25 protein-coding genes are annotated in these 25008 nt (G+C 71.3%); 24 read left to right on the top strand and 1 reads right to left on the bottom strand.

Translation table 11 applies throughout. The features are described from left to right. The first annotated feature begins 47 nt into the window (after positions 1 to 47). The 11 genes from mltG (at position 48) to nusB (ending at position 9707) form a co-directional block, all read left to right on the top strand. Positions 48 to 1811, top strand: a complete 1764-nt coding sequence (gene mltG / locus AB5J54_RS07800; protein ID WP_369143162.1) for an endolytic transglycosylase MltG — start codon at positions 48 to 50, stop codon at positions 1809 to 1811. Next, positions 1811 to 2638: a shikimate dehydrogenase gene (locus AB5J54_RS07795; protein ID WP_369143161.1), complete on the top strand. Its 828-nt coding sequence runs from the start codon at positions 1811 to 1813 to the stop codon at positions 2636 to 2638. The genes mltG and AB5J54_RS07795 overlap by 1 nt, the downstream gene beginning before the upstream one ends. 79 nt (positions 2639 to 2717) lie before the next feature. Next, positions 2718 to 2930 (top strand): hypothetical protein, encoded by a 213-nt coding sequence (locus AB5J54_RS07790; protein ID WP_369143160.1) that lies wholly within the window; start codon positions 2718 to 2720, stop codon positions 2928 to 2930. Between the two features lie 113 nt (positions 2931 to 3043). After that, entirely contained in the window at positions 3044 to 4228 is a 1185-nt protein-coding gene (gene aroC / locus AB5J54_RS07785) for a chorismate synthase (protein ID WP_369143159.1), read from the top strand. Then, on the top strand, positions 4225 to 4743 hold the full coding sequence (locus AB5J54_RS07780) for a shikimate kinase (protein WP_369143158.1): 519 nt from the start codon (positions 4225 to 4227) through the stop codon (positions 4741 to 4743). Before aroC ends, AB5J54_RS07780 begins: the two co-directional genes overlap by 4 nt. Then, a complete protein-coding gene (gene aroB / locus AB5J54_RS07775; RefSeq protein WP_369143157.1) occupies positions 4740 to 5837 on the top strand; it encodes a 3-dehydroquinate synthase in 1098 nt (365 codons plus the stop codon). The genes AB5J54_RS07780 and aroB overlap by 4 nt, the downstream gene beginning before the upstream one ends. Further along, positions 5834 to 6280 (top strand): type II 3-dehydroquinate dehydratase, encoded by a 447-nt coding sequence (gene aroQ / locus AB5J54_RS07770; protein WP_369143156.1) that lies wholly within the window; start codon positions 5834 to 5836, stop codon positions 6278 to 6280. The genes aroB and aroQ overlap by 4 nt, the downstream gene beginning before the upstream one ends. A gap of 383 nt (positions 6281 to 6663) precedes the next feature. Then, on the top strand, positions 6664 to 7479 hold the full coding sequence (locus AB5J54_RS07765) for an AAA family ATPase (RefSeq protein ID WP_369149254.1): 816 nt from the start codon (positions 6664 to 6666) through the stop codon (positions 7477 to 7479). A 60-nt stretch (positions 7480 to 7539) separates the two neighbouring features. Then, positions 7540 to 8652: an aminopeptidase P family protein gene (locus AB5J54_RS07760; protein WP_369143155.1), complete on the top strand. Its 1113-nt coding sequence runs from the start codon at positions 7540 to 7542 to the stop codon at positions 8650 to 8652. 48 nt (positions 8653 to 8700) lie between these two features. Further along, a complete protein-coding gene (gene efp / locus AB5J54_RS07755; RefSeq protein WP_369143154.1) occupies positions 8701 to 9267 on the top strand; it encodes an elongation factor P in 567 nt (188 codons plus the stop codon). Positions 9268 to 9269: 2 nt separating this feature from the next. Beyond that, positions 9270 to 9707, top strand: coding sequence for a transcription antitermination factor NusB (gene nusB, locus AB5J54_RS07750; RefSeq protein ID WP_116162016.1), 438 nt, complete (start codon positions 9270 to 9272; stop codon positions 9705 to 9707). Between the two features lie 202 nt (positions 9708 to 9909). Here the strand turns inward: nusB and bldD are convergent, their stop codons facing one another. Further along, complete coding sequence (bldD, locus tag AB5J54_RS07745) at positions 9910 to 10410, bottom strand: transcriptional regulator BldD (protein ID WP_017242229.1); 501 nt, start codon at positions 10408 to 10410, stop codon at positions 9910 to 9912. 245 nt (positions 10411 to 10655) lie between these two features. On the opposite strand from bldD, the gene pyrR reads away from it, so the two are divergent. From pyrR to metK, 13 genes are all read left to right on the top strand, one after another. Next, positions 10656 to 11222 carry a bifunctional pyr operon transcriptional regulator/uracil phosphoribosyltransferase PyrR gene (gene pyrR, locus AB5J54_RS07740; protein WP_369143153.1) on the top strand — a complete coding sequence of 189 codons (567 nt, stop codon included), beginning with the start codon at positions 10656 to 10658 and terminating at the stop codon, positions 11220 to 11222. Positions 11223 to 11307: 85 nt separating this feature from the next. After that, the gene (locus AB5J54_RS07735; protein WP_369143152.1) at positions 11308 to 12288 is read left to right on the top strand and encodes an aspartate carbamoyltransferase catalytic subunit; all 981 of its coding nucleotides are present in this window, start codon (positions 11308 to 11310) and stop codon (positions 12286 to 12288) included. A 2-nt stretch (positions 12289 to 12290) separates the two neighbouring features. Beyond that, positions 12291 to 13577, top strand: a complete 1287-nt coding sequence (locus AB5J54_RS07730; protein WP_369143151.1) for a dihydroorotase — start codon at positions 12291 to 12293, stop codon at positions 13575 to 13577. Beyond that, entirely contained in the window at positions 13574 to 14155 is a 582-nt protein-coding gene (locus AB5J54_RS07725) for a hypothetical protein (protein ID WP_369143150.1), read from the top strand. Before AB5J54_RS07730 ends, AB5J54_RS07725 begins: the two co-directional genes overlap by 4 nt. Beyond that, positions 14152 to 15294: a glutamine-hydrolyzing carbamoyl-phosphate synthase small subunit gene (carA, locus tag AB5J54_RS07720; RefSeq protein ID WP_369143149.1), complete on the top strand. Its 1143-nt coding sequence runs from the start codon at positions 14152 to 14154 to the stop codon at positions 15292 to 15294. Before AB5J54_RS07725 ends, carA begins: the two co-directional genes overlap by 4 nt. Then, a complete protein-coding gene (gene carB, locus AB5J54_RS07715; protein WP_369143147.1) occupies positions 15287 to 18595 on the top strand; it encodes a carbamoyl-phosphate synthase large subunit in 3309 nt (1102 codons plus the stop codon). Before carA ends, carB begins: the two co-directional genes overlap by 8 nt. Before the next feature lie 76 nt (positions 18596 to 18671). Beyond that, positions 18672 to 19784: a quinone-dependent dihydroorotate dehydrogenase gene (locus AB5J54_RS07710; RefSeq protein ID WP_369143146.1), complete on the top strand. Its 1113-nt coding sequence runs from the start codon at positions 18672 to 18674 to the stop codon at positions 19782 to 19784. Further along, positions 19781 to 20617, top strand: a complete 837-nt coding sequence (pyrF, locus tag AB5J54_RS07705; RefSeq protein WP_369143145.1) for an orotidine-5'-phosphate decarboxylase — start codon at positions 19781 to 19783, stop codon at positions 20615 to 20617. Before AB5J54_RS07710 ends, pyrF begins: the two co-directional genes overlap by 4 nt. Positions 20618 to 20914: 297 nt before the next feature. Then, positions 20915 to 21238: an integration host factor gene (locus AB5J54_RS07700; protein ID WP_030204477.1), complete on the top strand. Its 324-nt coding sequence runs from the start codon at positions 20915 to 20917 to the stop codon at positions 21236 to 21238. Between the two features lie 73 nt (positions 21239 to 21311). Next, positions 21312 to 21875, top strand: coding sequence for a guanylate kinase (gmk, locus tag AB5J54_RS07695; RefSeq protein ID WP_369143144.1), 564 nt, complete (start codon positions 21312 to 21314; stop codon positions 21873 to 21875). A 28-nt stretch (positions 21876 to 21903) separates the two neighbouring features. Next, positions 21904 to 22176 (top strand): DNA-directed RNA polymerase subunit omega, encoded by a 273-nt coding sequence (rpoZ, locus tag AB5J54_RS07690; protein WP_046907460.1) that lies wholly within the window; start codon positions 21904 to 21906, stop codon positions 22174 to 22176. Positions 22177 to 22287: 111 nt separating this feature from the next. Then, a complete protein-coding gene (gene coaBC, locus AB5J54_RS07685; protein WP_369143143.1) occupies positions 22288 to 23499 on the top strand; it encodes a bifunctional phosphopantothenoylcysteine decarboxylase/phosphopantothenate--cysteine ligase CoaBC in 1212 nt (403 codons plus the stop codon). 277 nt (positions 23500 to 23776) lie between these two features. Then, positions 23777 to 24985 (top strand): methionine adenosyltransferase, encoded by a 1209-nt coding sequence (metK, locus tag AB5J54_RS07680; RefSeq protein WP_369143142.1) that lies wholly within the window; start codon positions 23777 to 23779, stop codon positions 24983 to 24985. Positions 24986 to 25008 lie beyond the last annotated feature (23 nt).

Here is a 25008-nt window from a genome sequence, read left to right as displayed (position 1 = left end):
ACGTAGAGGCGGATCGTCCGGAAGCCTCGCGGCTGTTTTGGGGATCGATGACTGAGTATGGCCGGGGCTCTGGCTCCGAACCGTGGCACCCCGGGGACCCGCTCTACGGGGACCAGGGGTGGGAGGGCCAGCAGCAGTACCCGCACCCGGAGCAGCCGAACCAGTACGGCCACGGCGGCCAGGGCTACGCGGACCCGTACGCCCAGGGCGGTCACGCCGGGCAGGGCTACGGGGGCGACCCGTACCAGCAGCAGGCGCAGCAGCAGTATCAGCAGCAGCCGCAGCAGCAGTACCAGCAGCAGTACGTCGATCCCCAGTACCAGCAGCAGCACCAGCAGTACCAGGAGCAGCAGCAGTACGGAACGGGGTACCCGGGCGGGTACGACACGCCCGGGCATCCCGGACAGCAGTACGACGGCAACTGGGAGACCGGCCAGGCGGCGATGGCGTACGGCGCGCCCCCGGCCGACCCGTACGGCGGCCAGAACCCCGACCTCTACGGCACGCCCGAGGCGTACCCGCCGCCCCAGCCGCCCGGCCGCCGGCAGAACCCGCCGGAGCCGGTCGTCGACTGGGCGCCGGAGGAAGAGGCCCACCCCGAGCCGGAGGAGGAGAAGCACCCCTTCTTCACCGGCGGCTCCCAGGACGACCCCGACGACGACCACGACGACGAGCCGGGGCGTGGCCGAGGCTCCCGTGACGAGGACCGCGAGCGCCGGAGCAAAGCGAAGAAACGCAAAGGCAAGAACGGCGTGGCCTGCCTGGTCGTCGCGCTCGTCCTGGTGGGCGGCGTCGGCGGCATCGGCTACTTCGGCTACCAGTTCTGGCAGGGCGAGTTCGGTGCGGCCCCCGACTACGCGGGCGCCGGCAGCGGCGAGGTCCAGGTCGAGATCCCGAAGTCCGCGGGCGGCTACGAGATCGGCAACATCCTCAAGAAGGCCGGCGTCGTGAAGAGCGTCGACGCCTTCGTCTCGGCGCAGCAGAAGAACCCCCGGGGTCTCTCGATCCAGGCGGGTGCCTACACGCTGAAGAAGGAGATGTCCGCCGAGGCCGCGGTGACGCTGATGCTGAACCCGGCCAGCCAGGCCAACCTGATCATCCCCGAGGGCAAGCGGAACGCCTGGGTCTACGAGAAGCTCGACGAGCGTCTGGACCTCAAGCCGGGCACCACTCAGGGCATCGCAAAGGCGAAGGCGGACAGCCTCGGCCTGCCCGACTGGGCGAAGAACCACAAGAACGTGAAGGACCCGCTGGAGGGCTTCCTCTTCCCGGCGAGCTACCCGGTGGCCAAGGGAAACAAGCCCGAGGACGTCCTGCGTAAGATGGTCAGCCGCGCGAACCAGGAGTACACGAAGCTGGACCTGGAGGCCAAGGCGAAGGAGCTCGGCGTCGAGGGCCCCTGGCAGCTCCTCACGATCGGAAGCCTCGTCCAGGCGGAGGGAACGTCGCACGACGACTTCCGCAAGATGGCCGAGGTCGTCTACAACCGGCTCAAGCCGTCGAACCCGCAGACCTACGGCGGCCTCGAGTTCGACTCGACGTACAACTACATCAAGAACCAGAGCGAGATCGACCTCACCCTCGAAGAGCTGCGGAAGTACGACAACCCGTACAACACGTACTTCGTGAAGGGCCTGCCGCCCGGTCCGATCAGCAACCCCGGCGTCGAGGCGATGACCGGCGCGGTCAGCCCGACGAACGACGGCTGGTACTACTTCATCTCGATCGACGGCAAGACCTCGCAGTTCACGAAGACCAACGCCGAGCACCAGAAGCTGGTCGAAAAGTTCAACGAGTCAAGGAAGAACTGATGGCGGCAGCACGCCGAGCGGCGGTACTGGGATCCCCCATCGCCCACTCGCTCTCCCCGGTCCTGCACCGCGCCGCGTACGCCGCGCTCGGGCTCGACGACTGGGCGTACGACCGGTTCGAGGTCGACGAGGCCGGGCTGCCCGGCTTCGTCGGGGAGCTGGACGACAGCTGGGCCGGGCTCTCGCTGACCATGCCGCTCAAGCGGGCGATCATCCCGCTGCTCGACGAGATCAGCGACACGGCCGCCTCCGTGGAGGCCGTCAACACCGTCGTCTTCCGCGAGGACGGGCGCCGGTTCGGTGACAACACCGACATCCCCGGCATGATCGCCGCCCTGCGCGAGCGGGGCGTCGAGAAGGTGGAGTCGGCTGCCGTCCTCGGCGCCGGTGCCACCGCCTCCTCCGCGCTCGCCGCCCTCGCCCGGATCTGCGCCGGCCCCGTCACCGCGTACGTACGGAGCGAGGCGCGGGCCGAGGAGATGCGCGGCTGGGGCGAGCGGCTCGACGTGGACGTCCGTACCGCCGACTGGGAGCGCGCGGCGGAGGCCTTCGACGAGCCGCTGGTCATCGCGACCACCCCGGCCGGCACCACCAACGCCCTGGCGAACGACGTCCCCGACCGGGTCGGCACCCTCTTCGACGTCCTGTACGACCCCTGGCCGACGGCCCTCGCGGCCGCCTGGTCCGACCGTGGCGGCAAGGTCGTCGGCGGCCTCGACCTCCTCGTCCACCAGGCCGTCCTCCAGGTCGAGCAGATGACCGGCGTCCCGAAGGCCCCGCTGGCGGCCATGCGGGCGGCGGGGGAGCAGGCGCTGGCGGCTCGGTAGGCTCCACCCGTACCGAGTCGATCACGGGGGAGCGGTAGTGGACACGGGTGGGGAATTCGTCCTGGCGTCGCGGTGGAGCGTGTCCTGGGACATCGTGCGCGCGGTCGTCATGGGGTTCCGCCACGACTTGCCCGAATGGGTGAGGTATCCCCTGCTCGCGCTGGGCTGCACCCTGCTCGTCCACCACGGCCTCGGCTGGCTGCGCGAGCGGTTCGGCGCGCCCCTGGAGCGCAGCGGGGCCGACCACGGGAGCGGCGAGGCGGTCCAGGAGAGCGAGGCCGACGTCCGATAGCTGGACCGGAGGGCCGGTTCGTCCCCCGGACGTGGGAGGATCGGGGTGGCGGGCCAGGGCCGCGCACCCGGCCGCGTCGTTGCAGTGCCCAGGCGCGAGCATGAGGAGCATCGTTGAGCAGGTTGCGTTGGCTGACCGCTGGGGAATCCCACGGACCCGCGCTGGTCGCGACGCTGGAGGGTCTTCCCGCCGGCGTCCCGGTCACCACTGAGCTGGTGGCGGACCACCTCGCGCGGCGACGCCTCGGCTATGGGCGTGGCGCCCGCATGAAGTTCGAGCAGGACGAGGTCACCTTCCTCGGCGGCGTCCGGCACGGACTCTCCCTCGGATCCCCGATCGCCGTCATGGTCGGCAACACCGAGTGGCCCAAGTGGGAGAAGGTCATGTCGGCCGACCCGGTCGACCCCTCGGAGCTCAAGGAGACGGGCCGCAACGCGCCCCTGACCCGGCCCCGGCCCGGCCACGCCGACCTCGCCGGCATGCAGAAGTACGGCTTCGACGAGGCCCGGCCGATCCTGGAGCGCGCCAGCGCCCGCGAGACCGCCGCCCGTGTCGCCCTCGGCGCCGTCGCCCGGTCCTTCATCAAGGAGGCCGCCGGCATCGAGATCGTGAGCCACGTCGTGGAGCTCGCGGCCGCCAAGGCCCCCTACGGCCTCTACCCGACCCCCGCCGACGTCGAGAAGCTCGACGCCGACCCGGTCCGCTGCCTCGACGCCGACGCGTCGAAGGCGATGGTCGCGGAGATCGACCAGGCCCACAAGGACGGCGACACCCTCGGCGGCGTCGTCGAGGTCCTCGCCTACGGCGTGCCCGTCGGGCTCGGCTCGCACGTCCACTGGGACCGTCGTCTCGACGCCCGGCTCGCCGCCGCCCTCATGGGCATCCAGGCCATCAAGGGCGTCGAGGTCGGCGACGGCTTCGACCTCGCCCGGGTGCCCGGCTCGCAGGCCCACGACGAGATCGTGCGCACCGAGGACGGCATCAAGCGCACCTCCGGCCGCTCCGGCGGCACCGAGGGCGGCCTGACCACCGGCGAGCTGCTGCGCGTCCGCGCCGCGATGAAGCCCATCGCGACCGTCCCGCGCGCCCTGGCCACGATCGACGTCGCCACCGGCGAGGCCGCGGCCGCCCACCACCAGCGCTCCGACGTCTGCGCCGTCCCCGCCGCCGGCATCGTCGCCGAGGCCATGGTCGCGCTCGTCCTCGCGGACGCGGTCGTCGAGAAGTTCGGCGGCGACTCGGTCCCCGAGACCCGTCGCAACGTCCGGTCGTACCTCGACAACCTGAACATCCGGTGACCGCCGGACCCCTGGTCGTCCTCGTCGGGCCCATGGGCTCCGGCAAGTCCACGGTGGGCGCGCTCCTGGCCGAACGGCTCGGCGCGCCCTACCGGGACACCGACGCCGACATCGTCGCCGCCGAAGGACGCGAGATCTCCGACATCTTCGTCGAGGACGGCGAGGAGCACTTCCGCGCCCTGGAACGGGCCGCCGTCGCCACGGCCGTCGCCGAGCACGAGGGCGTCCTCGCCCTCGGCGGCGGCGCGATCCTGGACGCCGGGACCCGCGCCCTGCTCGCCGGGCTGCCCGTCGCGTACCTCTCCATGGACGTCGAGGAGGCCGTGCGCCGGGTCGGCCTCAACACCGCCCGGCCGCTCCTCGCCATCAACCCGCGCCGCCAGTGGCGCGAGCTGATGGAGGCGCGCCGCCATCTGTACACCGAAGTCGCCCGGGTCGTCGTCAGCACGGACGAGCGCACCCCCGAAGAGGTCGCCCAGGCGGTCCTCGACGCACTGGAGTTGAAGGACGTATGACGGACCAGGACCAGGTGACCCGTATCCAGGTCGGCGGTTCCGCGGGCACCGACCCGTACGAGGTACTGGTCGGGCGGCAGCTCCTCGGTGAGCTTCCCGGCCTGATCGGCACCCAGGCCAAGCGGGTCGCCGTGATCCACCCGGAGGCGCTCGCCGACACCGGCGAGGCGCTCCGCGCCGACCTCGCCGAGCAGGGCTACGAGGCGGTCGCCATCCAGGTGCCGAACGCCGAGGAGGCCAAGACCGCCGAGGTCGCCGCCTACTGCTGGAAGGCGCTGGGCCAGACCGGCTTCACCCGCAGCGACGTCGTCGTCGGCGTCGGCGGCGGCGCCACCACCGACCTGGCCGGCTTCGTGGCCGCGACCTGGCTGCGGGGCGTCCGCTGGATCGCCGTGCCGACCACCGTCCTCGCCATGGTCGACGCGGCCGTCGGCGGCAAGACCGGCATCAACACCGCCGAGGGCAAGAACCTCGTCGGCGCCTTCCACCCGCCCGCCGGGGTCCTCTGCGACCTCGCGGCGCTCGACTCGCTGCCGGTCCACGACTACGTCAGCGGGCTCGCGGAGATCATCAAGGCCGGCTTCATCGTCGACCCGGTCATCCTCGACCTCATCGAGGAGGACCCGCAGGCCGCCCGCACCCCGGCCGGTCCGCACACCGCCGAGCTGCTCGTCCGCTCGATCAAGGTCAAGGCCGAGGTCGTCTCCGGCGACCTCAAGGAGTCCGGCCGCCGCGAGATCCTCAACTACGGCCACACCCTCGCCCACGCCATCGAGAAGAACGAGCGGTACAAGTGGCGCCACGGCGCCGCCGTCTCCGTCGGCATGGTCTTCGCCGCCGAGCTCGGCCGCCTCGCCGGGCGGCTCGACGACGCCACCGCCGACCGGCACAGGGCCATCCTGGAGTCCGTCGGCCTGCCGCTCACCTACCGCGGCGACCAGTGGCCGAAGCTCCTGGAGACCATGCGGGTCGACAAGAAGTCCCGCGGCGACCTGCTGCGCTTCATCGTGCTCGACGGCATCGGCAAGCCGACGGTCCTGGAGGGCCCGGACCCGGCCGTCCTGGTCGCGGCGTACGGCGAGGTGTCCGCGTGAGCGGGACGCGTCCGGTTCTGGTGCTCAACGGCCCCAACCTGGGCCGTCTCGGCTCCCGCGAGCCCGACATCTACGGCGCCACCTCGTACAAGGGGCTCGTCGAGTCCTGCCGGACCCTCGGCGCGGAGCTCGGCTTCGACGTCGAGGTGCGGGAGACCAACGACGAGGGCGAGATGATCCGCTGGCTCCACGAGGCCGCGGACGGCTCGATCCCGGTGGTGATCAACCCCGGCGCGTTCACGCACTACTCGTACGGGATGAGGGACGCCGCCGCCCAGCGGACCGCCCCGCTGATCGAGGTCCACATCTCGAACCCGTACGCCCGCGAGGAGTTCCGGCACACCTCGGTCGTCGCGGCCGTGGCGACCGGGACGGTCGCCGGGTTCGGGATCGGTTCCTACCGGCTGGCGCTGCGGGCGCTCGCCGAGGAACTCGCCGACTGACGCGGCCTGACACGGCCTGACGCGGCCTGATGCGGCCCGACACACGGCCCGACACGGCCGGACAGGGCCTGGCAGGGCACCAGGGGGCGTCCCCGGCCGTTCCCCCCGTGGGGGCCGGGGGCGGTAACGTTCCGCCGTCCACGGACACCGGTCCGGGGATCCGACAGGCGTACGAGACGGAGTGGCACCGGATGCAGCACGCAGTGGGGGGGCCGGCGGGCGGCGGGGACCTCGGCGGGCAGCCGCCCGTTCCTCCGCCGGTCCCGCCGGGTGCCCCGTACCCGGGGGCGGCGCCCGAGCCCCGGCTCGGTGTGCATCCGACGGTCCAGGCCGGCACCCCGAGGCCCCCGCACGCGGCGCCGGGCTGGGGTGCTCCCGGGGGCATACCGCAGCATCCGGCGGCCCCCCACCCGGGGAGTGCGCCGCACCCGGGCGCCCCGCAAGCACCTGTCGCCGGACCGCACCCGGGCGCCCCGCAGCACCCGGGTTCCGGGCCGCACCCCGCCGCTCCTCAGCACCCCGGCGCCGGGCCGCAGCATCCCTCCGCCGTCCCGCCGCGCGGCGACCTCACCGGGCACGTTCCGCTGCCGCCCGTGAGCGCGCCCCTCGCGCCGTCCGTGGAGCACGGAGCCGGGACGGGCGCGGCGACCCTCGCCGTACTCCTCATCGGCCCCGCGGGCGCCGGCAAGACGACCGTCGCCCGGCACTGGGCCCAGCGCCGCCGCGTGCCCACGGCGCACATCAGCCTCGACGACGTCCGCGAGTGGGTCTGCTCCGGCTTCGCCGACCCGCAGTCCGGCTGGAACGAGCACTCCGAGGCGCAGTACCGGCTCGCCCGCCGCACCTGCGGCTTCGCCGCGCGCAACTTCCTCGCCAACGGCATCTCCTGCATCGTCGACGACGCCGTCTTCCCGGACCGGCCCGTCGTCGGCCTCGGCGGCTGGAAGCGCCACGTGGGGCCCGGCCTGCTGCCCGTCGTCCTCCTGCCCGGCCTGGAGATCGTCCTGGAGCGCAACGCCGAGCGCAGCGGCAACCGGCGCCTCTCCGACGAGGAGGTCGCCGCCATCCACGGCCGGATGGCCGGCTGGTACGGCTCCGGCCTGCCGATCATCGACAACTCCACGTACGACGTCGAGACCACCGCGCGGGTCCTCGACGACGTCCTCGCCCGCGCGATCGCGAGCCCGCCCACCTGGTGACCGCGCCCGGACGGCCGTTCTGAACAGGACGGCCCGGCGCCCGGCTCGTAGGCTCGGAGCATGTCAGAGGTGTATGCGGACCGCCGTGTGCGGCTGCGCGACCGGTGCGCGGCCGCGGGCAGCCCGGCGGCCCTGGTCTCCCGTCCCGCCAACGTCCGCTATCTCGCGGGTGGTTCGCCGCCCGGCGCCGTCCTGCTCGTCGGGCCGGAGCCGGAGACGGACGTCCTGCTCTGCCCCGTCGCGCCCGGTGGCGAACCGGCCGACGGGCGGCTCGACGAACTGCTCCGGCAGCAGGTCCTGCCCACCGGAGGAGGCGATCCGGCGGTCGCGGCCGTCGACCTCGCCCGCCGGGCCGGCGCCGACGCGCTCGCCGTCGAGGAGCACCACCTGACGGTCGCCCGGCACCGGGCCATGGGCTCCGTCGGCCCCGGACTGCGCCTCGCCGACCTCGCCTGCGCCGTGGAACAGCTCAGGATCGTCAAGGACGAGGACGAGATCGCCTGTCTGCGGATCGCGGCGGAGATCGCCGACCAGGCCCTCGGCGAGCTCCTGGAGTCGATCCTGGTGGGCCGGACCGAGCGCCACCTCGCCCTGGAGCTGGAGCGGCGGCTCGTCGACCACGGCGCCGACGGGGCCGCCTTCCCCACCTCGGTGGGCACCGGCCCGCACTCCGGGCGCCGCGGGCACCGGCCCACCGACCGGCGGGTCGAGGAGGGCGATTTCCTCTCCGTCTGCCTCGGCGCGGACTACCGCGGCTACCGGTGCGAGATCGGCCGCACCTTCGTCATCGGCACCACCCCCGCCGACTGGCAGATCGAGCTGTACGAGCTCGTCTTCGCCGCTCAGCGGGCCGGACGCGAGTCCCTGGCACCGGGCGCCGAGTACCGGGACGTGGACCGGGCGGCCCGCCAGATCCTGGACGCCGCAGGGCACGCGGAGGCCGCCGTGCCCCTCACCGGGCACGGTGTCGGGCTCGAAATCGACGAGGACCCGCAGCTCTCACCCTCGGCCATGGGTAAACTGGACGCTTGTGTGCCGGTCACCGTCGAACCGGGGGTCCACCTCCCGGGCCGGGGCGGAGTCCGGATCGATGACACGCTCGTCGTACGCCAGGAGGCGGACGGCGGACCCGAGCTACTCACCATCACGACCAAGGAGCTGCTCGCGCTGTAAGGCGCGTACGCCTCCCAGGTCCACGTCAGTCCAGGAGATTCCGCAACCGTGGCTTCCACGAACGACCTCAAGAACGGCATGGTGCTCAAGCTCGACGGGGGCCAGCTCTGGTCCGTCGTCGAGTTCCAGCACGTCAAGCCCGGCAAGGGCCCGGCCTTCGTGCGCACGAAGCTCAAGCACGTGCTCTCCGGCAAGGTCGTCGACAAGACCTTCAACGCCGGCACGAAGGTCGACACGGCCACCATCGACCGTCGTGACATGCAGTTCTCCTACATGGACGGCGAGTACTTCGTCTTCATGGACATGGAGACCTACGACCAGCTGCACATCGACAGGAAGAACGTCGGCGACGCCGCCAACTTCCTCATCGAGGGCTTCACGGCCTCCGTCGCGCAGCACGAGGGCGAGGTGCTCTACGTCGAGCTCCCGGCCGCCGTCGAGCTGGTCATCCAGGAGACCGAGCCGGGCGTCCAGGGCGACCGCTCCACCGGTGGCACCAAGCCCGCCATCCTGGAGACCGGTCACCAGATCCAGGTCCCGCTCTTCATCACCACCGGTGAGAAGGTCAAGGTCGACACCCGCGACAGCAGCTACCTCGGCCGGGTGAACAAGTAACCGTGGCCGCTCGGAGCAAGGCACGCAAGCGCGCCTTCCAGATCCTCTTCGAGGCCGACCAGCGTGGCGCCTCCGTCCAGGAGGTTCTCGCGGACCAGGTCCGGCTCGCGCGGTCGGACGACCGTCAGCCGCCGGTCAACGACTTCACCATGCAGCTGGTCGAGGGATACGCGGCCCACGTGGCGCGGATCGACGAGCTCATCGAGACCTACTCGGTGGACTGGACCCTCGACCGGATGCCCGTCGCCGACCGGAACATCGTGCGCCTCGGTGCGTACGAGCTGATCTGGGAGGACGGCACGCCGGACGCGGTCGCGATCGACGAGTCGGTGCAGCTCGCCAAGGAGTTCTCCACGGACGAGTCCCCGGCCTTCGTCAACGGCCTGCTGGGGCGCTTCAAGGACCTGAAGCCGCGCCTGCGCCGGGACGCGGACGTCTAGTCCCCGTACGGTACGCGAAGGGGCCCGCAGCACCGAGTGCTGCGGGCCCCTTCGCGTACCCGCGTCCCCACGGGCCCGCCCGCCCGCCCTCCTGCTCTCCTGCTCTCCGGGGCTCCGGGTCTCCGGGGAAAGCAGCGGCCCGTGGACGTCGGATGACGTCCACGGGCCCGGCGGTACGTTTCTGCTGTGACCTCGCAGGGGGTCAGTTGTCCTCGTGGGCGACCGCGCGGCGCGCGTCCGCGTCCAGGACGCCCCAGCTGATCAGCTGCTCGGTGAGGACCGAGGGGGACTGGTCGTAGATGACGGCGAGCGTGCGCAGGTCGTCCTGGCGGATCGACAGTACCTTGCCGTTGTAGTCGCCGCGCTGCGACTGGATCGTCGCGGCGTAGCGCTGGAGGGGGCCGGCCTTCTCCTGCGGGACGTGGGCCAGGCGCTCCAGGTCCAGGACCAGCTTCGGCGGCGGCTCGGCGGCCCCGCCCGGAGTCGTGCCCGGCAGGAGCTCCTGCACCGGCACCCCGTAGAAGTCGGCCAGCTCGGCAAGACGCTGCACGGTCACCGCGCGGTCTCCGCGCTCGTACGAGCCGACCACGACCGCCTTCCAGCGGCCCTGGGACTTCTCCTCCACCCCGTGGAGGGACAGACCCTGCTGGGTGCGGATGGCACGGAGTTTGGCCCCGAGCTGCTTTGCGTATTCGCTGGACATAACGCTCCCGGACGCTGTGACGACATGCGGCTGCGCCGCGCGGCTGGTAACTCACTGTGAGGTTACGCAGCGTTACACCTACCCGTCAAGCCGAATGGTCCGTACCGCCCCCTCCCGGGGGACGGCGCCCGGAGGGGCGGCAGGGGTGCACGAGAAAGCCGCTCCCACCCCTGGTAGAGTGAACGGCGCAAATCCGACGTCCTTTAAGAGCCGTCCCGTGAGGCGGAGAAGGAGGTCCGTTTTTCATGGACACTCAGCAGCAGCACGGCGATGACGCCCGCCCCGTTCTCGAGGGCCCCGACATCGCGCGGGTCCTGACCCGCATCGCCCACGAGATCGTCGAGCGCGCCAAGGGCGCCGACGACGTGGTCCTCCTCGGCATCCCCACCCGCGGCGTCTTCCTCGCCCGCCGGCTCGCCGAGAAGCTCGAATCGATCACCGGCACCAAGATCCCGGTCGGCTCCCTCGACATCACCATGTACCGGGACGACCTGCGGCTGAAGCCGGCCCGCGCCATCGGCCGCACCGAGATCCCCGGTGACGGCATCGACGGCCGCCTCGTCGTCCTCGTCGACGACGTCCTCTTCTCCGGACGCACCATCCGCGCCGCCCTCGACGCCCTCGGCGACATCGGCCGCCCGCGCGCCGTCCAGCTCGCGGTCCTCGTCGACCGCGGCCACCGCGAACTTCCGATCCGCGCCGACTACGTCGGCAAGAACCTCCCCACGTCGCTGCGGGAGACGGTCAAGGTGCAGCTCGCCGAGGAAGACGGTCGCGACACCGTCCTGCTCGGTTCCAAGCCCGCCTCCTAGCCGGACCGGCTTCCCCGCCGGGGCCGGGGCACACCCCTGCGCCCCCGCATGCCCGCACACCTCCCCACCACGGAGAGAAACCCCGATGATGCGTCACCTCATCTCGGCCGCCGACCTCACCCGCGACGACGCCGTCCAGATCCTCGACACCGCCGAGGAGATGGCCCGGGTGGCCGACCGGCCCATCAAGAAGCTCCCGACCCTGCGCGGTCGGACCATCTGCAACCTCTTCTTCGAGGACTCCACCCGGACCCGCATCTCCTTCGAGGCCGCCGAGAAGCGCCTCTCCGCCGACGTGATCAACTTCGCGGCCAAGGGCTCCAGCGTCTCCAAGGGCGAGTCCCTCAAGGACACCGCACAGACCCTGGAGGCCATGGGCGTCGACGCGGTCGTCATCCGGCACGGCGCCTCCGGCGCCCCCTACCGGCTCGCCACCTCCGGCTGGATCGACGCCCCCGTCATCAACGCCGGCGACGGCACCCACCAGCACCCCACCCAGGCCCTCCTCGACGCCTTCACCATGCGCCGCCGCCTCGTCGGCCGCGACGCCGGCCTCGGCCAGGACCTCGCCGGCAAGCGCATCACCCTCGTGGGCGACGTCCTGCACAGCCGGGTCGCCCGCTCCAACGTCGACCTGCTCCACACCCTCGGCGCCGAGGTCACCCTGGTGGCCCCGCCGACCCTGGTCCCCGTCGGCGTCGAGACCTGGCCCTGCGACATCTCGTACGACCTCGACAGCGTGCTGCCGAAGTCCGACGCGGTGATGATGCTGCGTGTGCAGCGCGAGCGGATGAACGCCGCCTTCTTCCCGACCGAGCGCGAGTACTCGCGCCGCTACGGGCTCGACGGCGAGCGGATGGCGAAGATGCCCGAGCACGCCATCGTCATGCACCCCGGCCCGATGGTCCGCGGCATGGAGATCACCGCCGAGGTCGCCGACTCCGACCGCTGCACGGTCGTCGAGCAGGTCGCCAACGGCGTCTCCGTCCGGATGGCCGTCCTCTACCTGCTTCTGGGCGGCAACGAGTCCGCCGTCAGCCACACCCGCACCGAGGAGAACAAGTAACCATGAGCAAGATCCTTATCCGCGGTGCCCAGGTCCTCGGCGGCGACGTCCAGGACGTCCTCATCAACGGCGAGACCATCGCCGAGGTCGGCACCGGGCTCGCCGCCGAGGGCGCGACCGTGATCGAGGCCGACGGCCAGATCCTGCTGCCCGGCCTCGTCGACCTCCACACCCACCTCCGCGAGCCCGGCCGCGAGGACTCCGAGACCGTCCTCACCGGCACCCGCGCCGCCGCCTCCGGCGGCTACACGGCCGTCTTCGCCATGGCCAACACCCACCCGGTCGCCGACACCGCCGGCGTCGTCGAGCAGGTCTACCGCCTCGGCCAGGAGGCCGGCTACTGCGACGTCCAGCCCATCGGCGCCGTCACCGTCGGCCTGGAGGGCAAGAAGCTCGCCGAGCTCGGCGCCATGCACGACTCCGCCGCCGGCGTCACCGTCTTCTCCGACGACGGCAAGTGCGTCGACGACGCCGTGATCATGCGCCGCGCCCTGGAGTACGTGAAGGCCTTCGGCGGCGTCGTCGCCCAGCACGCCCAGGAGCCCCGCCTCACCGAGGGCGCCCAGATGAACGAGGGCATCGTCTCCGCCGAGCTCGGCCTCGGCGGCTGGCCCGCCGTCGCCGAGGAGTCGATCATCGCCCGCGACGTCCTCCTCGCCGAGCACGTCGGCTCCCGCGTCCACATCTGCCACCTCTCCACCGCCGGCTCCGTCGAGATCGTCCGCTGGGCCAAGTCCCGCGGCATCGACGTCACCGCCGAGGTCACCCCGCACCACCTCCTCCTCACGGACGAGCTGGTCCGCTCGTACAACCCCGTCTACAAGGTCAACCCGCCGCTGCGCACCGAGAAGGACGTCCTCGCCCTCCGCGAGGCGCTGGCCGACGGCACGATCGACATCGTCGCCACCGACCACGCCCCGCACCCCCACGAGGACAAGGACTGCGAGTGGGCCGCGGCCGCCATGGGCATGGTCGGCCTGGAGACCGCCCTCTCCGTCGTCCAGCAGACGATGGTCGAGACCGGCCTCCTCGACTGGGCCGGCGTCGCCGAGCGCATGTCCTTCGCCCCCGCCCGCATCGGACGGGCCAAGGGCCACGGACGCCCCGTCTCGGCTGGTGAGCCCGCGAACCTGACGCTGGTCGATCCGGCTTACCGTGGTGTCGTGGACCCCGCGGACTTCGCCTCCCGCAGCCGCAACACCCCCTACGAGGGCCGCGAGCTGCCGGGACGCGTCACCCACACCTTCCTGCGGGGCCGGGCAACGGTCGTGGACGGGAAGCTGGCGTGACACCACTCATCGCAATCGCCGCAGAGGCTGCCGAGCAGAAATCGGCGGAGGTGACCGACTGGGCCGGACGGCTCGGCTGGGTCGCCGGACTGCTGCTGTTCGTCGTCTTCGTGTACTGGCTCATGCGCCAGGGCTGGAAGTGGCGCGGCAGCCTCCAGTCGGACCTGCCCGAGCTCCCCACCGCGCCGGACACGACCGGTGAGGCGAGACTGACTCTCAGCGGGCGCTACCACGGGTCCACGACCGCCGGGCAGTGGCTCGACCGGATCGTCGCCCACGGCCTCGGCACCCGCAGCCGCGTCGAGCTCACGCTCACCGACGCCGGGATCGAGGTCGTACGCCCCGGGGCGAACGACTTCTTCCTGCCGGCCGCCGCCCTGCGCGAGGCCCGCCTCGACAAGGGCATCGCCGGCAAGGTCCTCGCCGAGGGCGGGCTCCTGATCGTCACCTGGGAGCACGGCGGCAAGCTGCTCGACTCCGGCTTCCGCTCCGACCGCGCGGCCGAGCACACGGCCTGGGTCGAGGCCATCAACTCCATGAACGCCGTAACCACCACGACGGAAGGCATCGCACGATGACGACCTCCACCAGGGGAGCCGCCAAGGCTCCCGCCGTACTCGTCCTGGAGGACGGCCGCGCCTTCCGCGGCCGCGCCTACGGGGCCGTGGGGGAGACCTTCGGCGAGGCCGTGTTCTCCACCGGCATGACCGGCTACCAGGAGACCCTCACCGACCCGTCGTACCACCGCCAGGTCGTGGTCATGACCGCCCCGCACGTCGGCAACACCGGCGTCAACGACGAGGACCCCGAGTCCGGCCGCATCTGGGTCTCCGGCTACGTCGTCCGCGACCCCGCCCGCGTCTCCTCCAACTGGCGCTCCCAGCGCTCGCTGGACGAGGAGCTGGAGCGCCAGGGCGTCGTCGGCATCTCCGGCATCGACACCCGCGCCCTCACCCGCCACCTGCGCGAGCGCGGCGCCATGCGCGTCGGCATCTTCTCCGGCGACGCGGTCGCCGACGAGGCCACGCTGCTCGCCAAGGTCCAGGCGCAGCCCCAGATGAAGGGCGCGAACCTCTCCGCCGAGGTCGCCACCAAGGAGACGTACGTCGTCCCCGCGATCGGCGAGAAGAAGTTCACCGTCGCCGCCGTCGACCTCGGCATCAAGGGCATGACCCCGCACCGGATGGCCGAGCGCGGCATCGAGGTCCACGTGCTGCCCGCCACCGCCACCGCCGAGGACATCTACGCCGTCAACCCCGACGGTGTGTTCTTCTCCAACGGCCCCGGCGACCCGGCCACCGCGGACGGCCCCGTCGCCGTCATGCAGGCCGTGCTGGAGCGCAGGACGCCGCTCTTCGGCATCTGCTTCGGCAACCAGATCCTCGGCCGCGCGCTCGGCTTCGGCACCTACAAGCTGAAGTACGGCCACCGGGGCATCAACCAGCCCGTGCAGGACCGCACCACCGGCAAGGTCGAGGTCACCGCGCACAACCACGGCTTCGCCGTCGACGCGCCCCTCGACAAGGTCTCCGACACCCCCTACGGGCGTGCCGAGGTCTCCCACGTCTGCCTGAACGACCAGGTCGTCGAAGGCCTCCAGCTGCTCGACCAGCCGGCCTTCTCCGTCCAGTACCACCCCGAGGCGGCCGCGGGCCCGCACGACGCCGCGTACCTCTTCGACCGCTTCGTATCCCTGATGGAGGCCGAGCGTGCCTAAGCGCACCGATATCCAGTCCGTCCTGGTCATCGGCTCCGGCCCGATCGTCATCGGCCAGGCCGCCGAGTTCGACTACTCCGGCACCCAGGCCTGCCGCATCCTCAAGGCCGAGGGCCTGCGGGTGATCCTGGTCAACTCCAACCCGGCCACGATCATGACCGACCCGGAGATCGCCGACGCCACCTACGTCGAGCCGATCACCCCCGAGTTCGTCGAGAAGATCATCGCCAAGGAGCGCCCCGACGCGCTCCTGCCCACCCTCGGTGGCCAGACCGCGCTCAACACCGCGATCTCCATGCACGAGCAGGGTGTCCTCGAGAAGTACGGCGTCGAGCTCATCGGCGCCAACGTCGAGGCCATCAACAAGGGCGAGGACCGCGACCTCTTCAAGGGCGTCGTCGAGGCCGTCAAGGCCAAGATCGGATACGGCGAGTCCGCCCGCTCCGTCATCTGCCACTCCATGGACGACGTCCTCAAGGGCGTCGAGACGCTCGGCGGCTACCCCGTCGTCGTCCGCCCCTCCTTCACGATGGGCGGCGCCGGCTCCGGCTTCGCCCACGACGAGGAAGAGCTGCGCCGCATCGCCGGCCAGGGCCTCACGCTCTCCCCGACCACCGAGGTGCTCCTGGAGGAGTCCATCCTCGGCTGGAAGGAGTACGAGCTGGAGCTCATGCGCGACAAGCACGACAACGTCGTGGTCGTCTGCTCCATCGAGAACTTCGACCCGATGGGCGTCCACACCGGTGACTCGATCACCGTCGCCCCGGCGATGACGCTCACGGACCGCGAGTACCAGCGCCTCCGCGACATCGGCATCGCGATCATCCGCGAGGTCGGCGTCGACACCGGCGGCTGCAACATCCAGTTCGCGATCAACCCCGACGACGGCCGGGTCATCGTCATCGAGATGAACCCGCGCGTCTCCCGCTCCTCGGCGCTCGCCTCCAAGGCGACCGGCTTCCCGATCGCCAAGATCGCGGCCCGTCTCGCCGTCGGCTACACGCTCGACGAGATCCCGAACGACATCACGGAGAAGACCCCGGCGTCCTTCGAGCCCACGCTCGACTACGTCGTCGTCAAGGCCCCGCGCTTCGCCTTCGAGAAGTTCCCGCAGGCCGACTCCACCCTCACCACCACGATGAAGTCGGTCGGCGAGGCCATGGCCATCGGCCGCAACTTCACCGAGGCGCTCCAGAAGGCCCTGCGCTCCCTGGAGAAGAAGGGCTCGCAGTTCACCTTCGTCGGCGAGCCCGGCGACAAGGCGGAGCTGCTGCGCGAGGCGGTCCGCCCGACCGACGGCCGCATCAACACCGTCATGCAGGCCATCCGCGCCGGCGCCACCCCGCAGGAGGTCTTCGACGCCACGAAGATCGACCCGTGGTTCGTCGACCAGCTCTTCCTGATCAAGGAGATCGCCGACGAGCTGGCCGCCGCCGAGAAGCTGGAGCCCGAGCTCCTCGCCGAGGCCAAGCGCCACGGCTTCTCCGACGTCCAGATCGCCGAGATCCGCGGCCTGCGCGAGGACGTCGTCCGCGAGGTCCGGCACGCCCTCGGCGTCCGCCCGGTCTACAAGACGGTCGACACCTGCGCCGCCGAGTTCGCCGCCAAGACCCCGTACTTCTACTCCTCGTACGACGAGGAGAGCGAGGTCGCCCCGCGCGAGAAGCCCGCCGTGATCATCCTGGGCTCCGGCCCGAACCGCATCGGCCAGGGCATCGAGTTCGACTACTCCTGCGTCCACGCCTCCTTCGCCCTGAGCGACGCCGGCTACGAGACCGTGATGGTCAACTGCAACCCGGAGACCGTCTCGACGGACTACGACACCTCCGACCGCCTGTACTTCGAGCCGCTGACGCTCGAGGACGTGCTGGAGATCGTCCACGCCGAGACCCTCGCCGGCCCCGTCGCCGGTGTCGTCGTCCAGCTCGGCGGCCAGACCCCGCTGGGTCTGTCGCAGGCGCTCAAGGACAACGGCGTGCCGGTCGTCGGCACCTCCCCGGAGGCCATCCACGCCGCCGAGGACCGCGGCGCCTTCGGCCGCGTCCTCGCCGAGGCCGGGCTCCCCGCGCCGAAGCACGGCACCGCGACCACCTTCGCCGGCGCCAAGGCCATCGCCGACGAGATCGGCTACCCCGTCCTCGTACGCCCCTCGTACGTGCTCGGCGGCCGCGGCATGGAGATCGTGTACGACGAGGCCCGCCTGGAGTCGTACATCGCCGAGTCCACCGAGATCAGCCCCACCCGGCCGGTCCTGGTCGACCGCTTCCTCGACGACGCCATCGAGATCGACGTCGACGCGCTCTACGACGGCGAGGAGCTCTACCTCGGCGGCGTCATGGAGCACATCGAGGAGGCCGGCATCCACTCCGGCGACTCGGCCTGCGCGCTGCCCCCGATCACCCTCGGCGGCTTCGACATCAAGCGCCTGCGCGCCTCCACCGAGGCCATCGCCAAGGGCGTCGGCGTCCGCGGCCTGATCAACATCCAGTTCGCCATGGCCGGCGACATCCTGTACGTCCTCGAGGCCAACCCGCGTGCCTCCCGGACGGTCCCCTTCACCTCGAAGGCGACCGCCGTGCCGCTCGCGAAGGCCGCCGCCCGCATCTCGCTCGGCGCCACCATCGCCGAGCTGCGCGCCGAGGGCCTGCTGCCGAAGAACGGCGACGGCGGCACCCTGCCGCTCGACGCGCCGATCTCCGTCAAGGAGGCCGTGATGCCGTGGTCGCGCTTCCGCGACGTGCACGGCCGCGGCGTCGACACCGTCCTCGGCCCGGAGATGCGCTCCACCGGCGAGGTCATGGGCATCGACGCGGTCTTCGGCACGGCCTACGCCAAGTCGCAGGCCGGCGCGTACGGCCCGCTGCCCACCAAGGGCCGCGCGTTCATCTCGGTCGCCAACCGCGACAAGCGCTCGATGATCTTCCCGGCCCGCGAGCTCGTCGCCCACGGCTTCGAGCTGCTCGCCACCTCCGGCACCGCCGAGGTCCTCAAGCGCAACGGCATCAACGCCACGGTCGTCCGCAAGCTCAGCGAGGGCGAAGGCCCGAACGGCGAGAAGACCATCGTCCAGCTCATCCACGACGGCCAGGTCGACCTGATCGTCAACACCCCGTACGGCACCGGCGGCCGCCTCGACGGCTACGAGATCCGTACGGCCGCGGTGGCGCGCAGCGTGCCCTGCCTCACCACGGTCCAGGCGCTCGCCGCGGCCGTCCAGGGCATCGACGCGCTCAACCACGGCGACGTGGGCGTCCGCTCGCTCCAGGAGCACGCGGAGCACCTGACCGCGGCCCGCGACTAGCAGCCCGTACGAGGAGGGGGACACCGGCAGGACTGCGGTGTCCCCCTCGTCATGAGCACACCTGGACGACAGACACATGTACAAGTTCTTCTTCAACCTGGTCTTCAAGCGGATGGACCCCGAGCAGGCCCACTACATGGCCTTCCGGTGGATCCGCCTCGCCGCCCGCATCCCCGTGCTCCGCACCTTCGTCGCCGCCGTCCTCGCGCCCCGCTACAAGGAGCTGCGCACCGAGGCCCTCGGCCTGCGGATGCACGGCCCCTTCGGGCTCGCCGCCGGCTTCGACAAGAACGCCGTCGCCATCGACGGCATGTCGATGCTCGGCTTCGACCACGTCGAGATCGGCACCGTCACCGGCGAGGCCCAGCCCGGCAACCCCAAGAAGCGCCTCTTCCGGCTCGTCCCGGACCGCGCCCTGATCAACCGCATGGGCTTCAACAACGAGGGCTCCGCCGCGGTCGCCGAGCGCCTGGGCGCCCGCAAGGCGGTCTTCAGGACCGTCGTCGGCGTCAACATCGGCAAGACCAAGGTCGTCCCCGAGGCCGAGGCCGCCGCCGACTACGTGAAGTCCACCGAGCGCCTCGCCGCGCACGCCGACTACCTCGTCGTCAACGTGTCCTCGCCGAACACCCCCGGCCTCCGCAACCTCCAGGCCACCGAGTCCCTGCGCCCGCTCCTCACGGCCGTCCGCGAGGCCGCCGACCGCACGGTCACCGACCGGCGCGTCCCGCTCCTGGTCAAGATCGCCCCCGACCTGGCCGACGAGGACGTCGACGCGGTCGCCGACCTCGCCCTGGAGCTCGGCCTCGACGGCATCATCGCCACCAACACCACCATCGCGCGCGAGGGCCTCGGCCTGAAGTCCGACCCGGCGCTGATCAAGGAGACCGGCGGACTGTCCGGCGCGCCCGTCAAGGAGCGCTCCCTGGCCGTCCTGCGCCGCCTCCACGCGCGCGTGGGCGACCGTCTCGTCCTGGTCGGCGTCGGCGGCATCGAGAACGCCGAGGACGCCTGGCAGCGCATCCTCGCCGGCGCCACCCTCGTCCAGGGCTACAGCGCCTTCATCTACGAGGGCCCGTTCTACGCCCGCGCGATCCACAAGGGCCTCGCCGCGCGCCTCGCGGCCTCCCCGTACGCCACCCTCGCCGAGGCCGTCGGCGCCGACAACCGAAAGGCCACCACCAAGTGACTCTCTCCTTCGGCACCCGCCTGCGTACCGCCATGGACGAGCGCGGTCCGCTCTGCGTCGGCATCGACCCGCACGCCGCCCTGCTCGACTCCTGGGGCCTGAGCGACGACATCGCCGGACTCGAGCGCTTCACCTTCACCGTCGTCGAGGCCCTCGCCGAGACCGTGGCCGTCTTCAAGCCGCAGTCCGCCTTCTTCGAGCGCTTCGGCTCGCGCGGCATCGCCGTCCTGGAGCGCGCCACCGCCGATCTGCGGGCCGCCGGCGGCCTGGTCGTCATGGACGCCAAGCGCGGCGACATCGGCTCCACGATGGCCGCCTACGCCGAGACCTTCCTGCGCAAGGACTCCCCGCTCTTCTCCGACGCCCTGACGGTCTCCCCGTACCTCGGCTACGGCGCCCTGAAGCCGGCCGTCGACCTGGCCCGGGAGTCCGGCGCCGGACTCTTCGTGCTGGCCCTCACCTCCAACCCGGAGGGCGCGGAGGTCCAGCGAGCCGTCCGCGAGGACGGCCGGACGATCGGCGCGACCATGCTCGCCCACCTCGCCGAGGAGAACGCGGGGGAGACCCCGATGGGCTCCTTCGGCGCGGTCGTCGGCGCCACCCTCGGCGACCTGTCCTCCTTCGACCTGGACATCAACGGGCCGCTCCTCGCCCCCGGCATCGGCGCCCAGGGCGCGACCCCCGCCGACCTCCCGGCCGTCTTCGGCGCGGCGGTCCGCAACGTCGTCCCGAACGTCAGCCGCGGGGTCCTCAGGAACGGACCGGACGTGACCGCCCTGCGGGACTCGGCGCACCGCTACGCGGACGAGATCCGCGCGGCCGTCGCCGGCTGACCGGTCTCCCGGACAATCCGCAGGTCGGAGCGGACGGGGCGCCCGGCGGTGAGCCGTCTCACTACTTGACGAAATCTTGGCTCAAAACCGGGTCGTTATGCCGGAAAAGTCCTGGTCGGTCGATGCTGACCAGGACTTTTCCGTCGTTCTCGCTGACTGGAGCGGCATCGGCCGCTAGTCTCCGGAGCAGAGCAGGCGTTCAACGACCACACCGTTGATCGTTGCTCCACTGGTGTGGGGCGACTAGGTTCCTCACCGGTCCGTATCCGACAGATCGACATCCGAGGTGACGTAGGCGTGGCTCTTCCGCCCCTTACCCCTGAACAGCGCGCAGCCGCGCTCGAAAAGGCCGCCGCGGCTCGCCGGGAGCGGGCCGAGGTCAAGAATCGACTCAAGCACTCCGGCGCCTCCCTCCACGAGGTCATCAAGACCGGCCAGGAGAACGACGTCATCGGCAAGATGAAGGTCTCCGCGCTGCTCGAGTCCCTGCCGGGCGTCGGCAAGGTCCGCGCCAAGCAGATCATGGAGCGCCTCGGCATCTCCGAGAGCCGCCGCGTCCGTGGTCTCGGCTCCAACCAGATCGCCTCCCTGGAGCGCGAGTTCGGCAGCACCGGCGCCTGACCGGGTGACCGGTCCGGCTTCGGATCCGGGACACGCGTCCCGGGCACGCCGGTAAAGCTGGAATAATCGCTGCATGGCAGCAGAGGTACGTCCGCGGCTGACCGTGCTCTCCGGCCCCTCAGGGGTCGGCAAGAGCACGGTCGTCGCTCATATGCGCAAGGTCCACTCCGAGGTCTGGCTCTCGGTGTCGGCGACGACACGGAAGCCCCGCCCCGGCGAGAAGCACGGCGTCCACTACTTCTTCGTCTCGGACGACGAGTTCGACAAGCTGATCGCCAACGGTGAGCTCCTCGAGTGGGCCGAGTTCGCGGGCAACCGCTACGGCACCCCGCGCGGCGCCGTCCTGGAGCGTCTCGACTCCGGCGAGCCCGTACTCCTGGAGATCGACCTCCAGGGCGCCCGTCAGGTGAAGGACTCCATGGCGGAGTCCCAGCTGGTCTTCCTCGCCCCTCCGAGCTGGGAGGAGCTGGTCCGCCGGCTCACCGGCCGCGGCACCGAGTCGCCGGAGGTCATCGAGCGCCGTCTCGAGGCCGCGAAGGTCGAACTGGCCGCCGAATCGGAGTTCGACACCACCCTCGTCAACACCTCCGTCGAGGACGTCGCACGCGAGCTGCTAACGTTGATGCACGTTGTCTGATCTTTTTTCCATCTTCGGAAGGTAGAGCGTGTCCTCTTCCATCACCGCGCCCGAGGGCATCATCAACCCGCCGATCGACGAGCTGCTCGAGGCCACGGACTCGAAGTACAGCCTCGTGATCTACGCGGCCAAGCGCGCGCGTCAGATCAACGCGTACTACTCCCAGCTCGGCGAGGGCCTGCTGGAGTACGTGGGTCCGCTGGTCGACACCCACGTCCACGAGAAGCCGCTCTCGATCGCGCTGCGCGAGATCAACGCGGGCCTGCTGACCTCGGAGAAGATCGCGGACCCCGCTCAGTAGAGCAACCCACGTTGTAACGCTTGTCACCACAGGCCCGGCGGAACATCCGCCGGGCCTGTGGTGTCTCATGGAGTCGTACGCATCCGAGTGCGGGGAGCAACAGTGAGCGTGGTGGCCAAGCCGAAGGTCGTCCTGGGCGTGAGCGGCGGCATCGCCGCCTACAAGGCGTGCGAGCTGCTGCGCCGGCTGACCGAGTCGGGCCACGACGTGCGCGTCGTGCCCACCGACTCCGCCCTCCACTTCGTCGGCGCCGCCACCTGGTCCGCGCTCTCCGGCAACCCGGTCTCCACCGAGGTGTGGGAGTCCGTCCACGAGGTCCCGCACGTGCGGATCGGCCAGGCCGCCGACCTCGTCGTCGTCGCCCCCGCCACCGCCGACATGCTCGCCAAGGCCGCCCACGGCCTCGCCGACGACCTGCTCACCAACACGCTGCTCACCGCGCGCTGTCCGGTCGTCTTCGCCCCCGCCATGCACACCGAGATGTGGGAGCACCCGGCGACCCAGGAGAACGTGGCCACCCTGCGCCGCCGCGGCGCCGTCGTCATCGAGCCCGCCGTCGGCCGCCTCACCGGCGTCGACACCGGCAAGGGCCGGCTCCCGGACCCGGGGGAGATCTTCGAGATCTGCAAGAGGATCCTGGCGCGCGGCGTGACCACCCCCGACCTCGCGGGACGCCACGTCGTCGTCAGCGCCGGCGGCACCCGCGAACCCCTCGACCCCGTCCGCTACCTCGGCAACCGCTCCTCCGGGAAGCAGGGCTACGCCCTCGCGAAGGCCGCCGCGGCCCGCGGCGCCCGGGTCACCCTCGTCGAGGCGAACACCGGAATCGCCGACCCGGCCGGCGTCGACGTCGTCCACGTCGGCACCGCCGTCCAGCTCCGCGAGGCCGTCCTCAAGGCCGCCGCCGACGCCGACGCGGTCGTGATGGCCGCCGCCGTCGCCGACTTCCGCCCGGCCGTCTACGCCCCGGGCAAGATCAAGAAGACGGACGACGGCGGCGCGCCCACGATCGAACTCGTCCGCAACCCCGACATCCTCGCCGAGCTGGCCGCCGACCGCGCCCTCCCCGGCCAGGTGGTCGTCGGATTCGCCGCCGAGACCGACGACGTCCTCGCCAACGGGCGCGCGAAGCTCCGCCGGAAGGGCTGCGACCTGCTCGTCGTCAACGAGGTGGGGGAGCGCAAGACGTTCGGCTCCGAGCAGAACGAGGCCGTCGTCCTCGCCTCGGACGGTGCCGAGACCCCCGTGCCGTACGGGCCGAAGGAAGCGCTCGCCGAGACGGTCTGGGACCTGGCCCTGCCGCGGCTGCGCCCCACGACCTGACGTATCCGCCCGCCGCCGCGGCGGGTGGTGAGGTCGGCGCGAAAGACACGCCCGGAGGCGCGAAACGCCGCCCCAGGAGTGATTTGCGCCCCACCCGGGTGGGCACGTCTGCCTTGCCGGAGACCGGTTCCACCCGCTCACTGGTATTCGCCAGGCGAGACACCTGGTCCATTGCACGACCACGACCGATAGACTGTTCGTGGAACGTCGCGGGGCGCAGCCCCCTGCCGGTCCGCGTCACGAGTAGCCAGCAGCCGCTGCAACCCCAGGGAGCGTTGTGTCCCGTCGTCTGTTCACCTCGGAGTCCGTCACCGAGGGCCACCCCGACAAGATCGCTGACCAGATCAGCGACACCATTCTCGACGCTCTGCTGCGCGAGGACCCCACCTCGCGCGTCGCCGTCGAGACGCTGATCACCACCGGCCTGGTGCACGTCGCCGGTGAGGTGACCACCAAGGCGTGGGCGGACATCCCGACCCTCGTCCGGAACAAGATCCTCGAGATCGGTTACGACTCCTCGAAGAAGGGCTTCGACGGCGCCTCCTGCGGCGTGTCGGTGTCCATCGGATCCCAGTCCCCGGACATCGCCCAGGGTGTCGACACCGCCTACGAGAAGCGTGTCGAGGGCGACGAGGACGAGCTGGACAAGCAGGGCGCCGGCGACCAGGGCCTGATGTTCGGCTACGCGTCGGACGAGACCCCCGAGCTGATGCCGCTCCCGATCTACCTCGCGCACCGGCTCTCCCGCCGCCTCACCGAGGTCCGCAAGAACGGGACCATCCCGTACCTGCGTCCCGACGGCAAGACCCAGGTCACCATCGAGTACGACGGCGACAAGGCCGTCCGCCTCGACACGGTCGTCGTCTCCTCGCAGCACGCCTCGGACATCGACCTCGAGTCGCTGCTCGCGCCCGACATCCGCGAGTTCGTCGTCGAGCACGTCCTCAAGCAGCTCGTCGAGGACGGCATCAAGCTCGACACCGACGGCTACCGCCTGCTCGTGAACCCGACCGGCCGCTTCGAGATCGGCGGCCCGATGGGCGACGCCGGCCTCACCGGCCGCAAGATCATCATCGACACCTACGGCGGCATGGCCCGCCACGGTGGCGGCGCCTTCTCCGGCAAGGACCCGTCCAAGGTCGACCGCTCGGCCGCCTACGCCATGCGCTGGGTCGCCAAGAACGTCGTCGCCGCGGGCCTCGCCTCGCGCTGCGAGGTCCAGGTCGCCTACGCGATCGGCAAGGCCGAGCCCGTCGGTCTCTTCGTCGAGACCTTCGGCACCAACACCGTCGAGACGGACAAGATCGAGCACGCCATCGCCGAGGTCTTCGACCTCCGCCCGGCCGCGATCATCCGCGACCTCGACCTGCTCCGCCCGATCTACTCCCAGACCGCCGCCTACGGCCACTTCGGCCGTGAGCTGCCGGACTTCACCTGGGAGCGCACGGACCGCGTGGACGCCCTGAAGAAGGCCGCCGGCCTGTAATCCAGGCCTCAGGCGAAGAAGCC

Origin of the sequence: Streptomyces sp. R44 (genome assembly GCF_041053105.1) — a bacterium.
Classification (GTDB): Bacteria; Actinomycetota; Actinomycetes; order Streptomycetales; family Streptomycetaceae; genus Streptomyces.
This window is presented reverse-complemented; position numbering and strand designations above follow the sequence as displayed.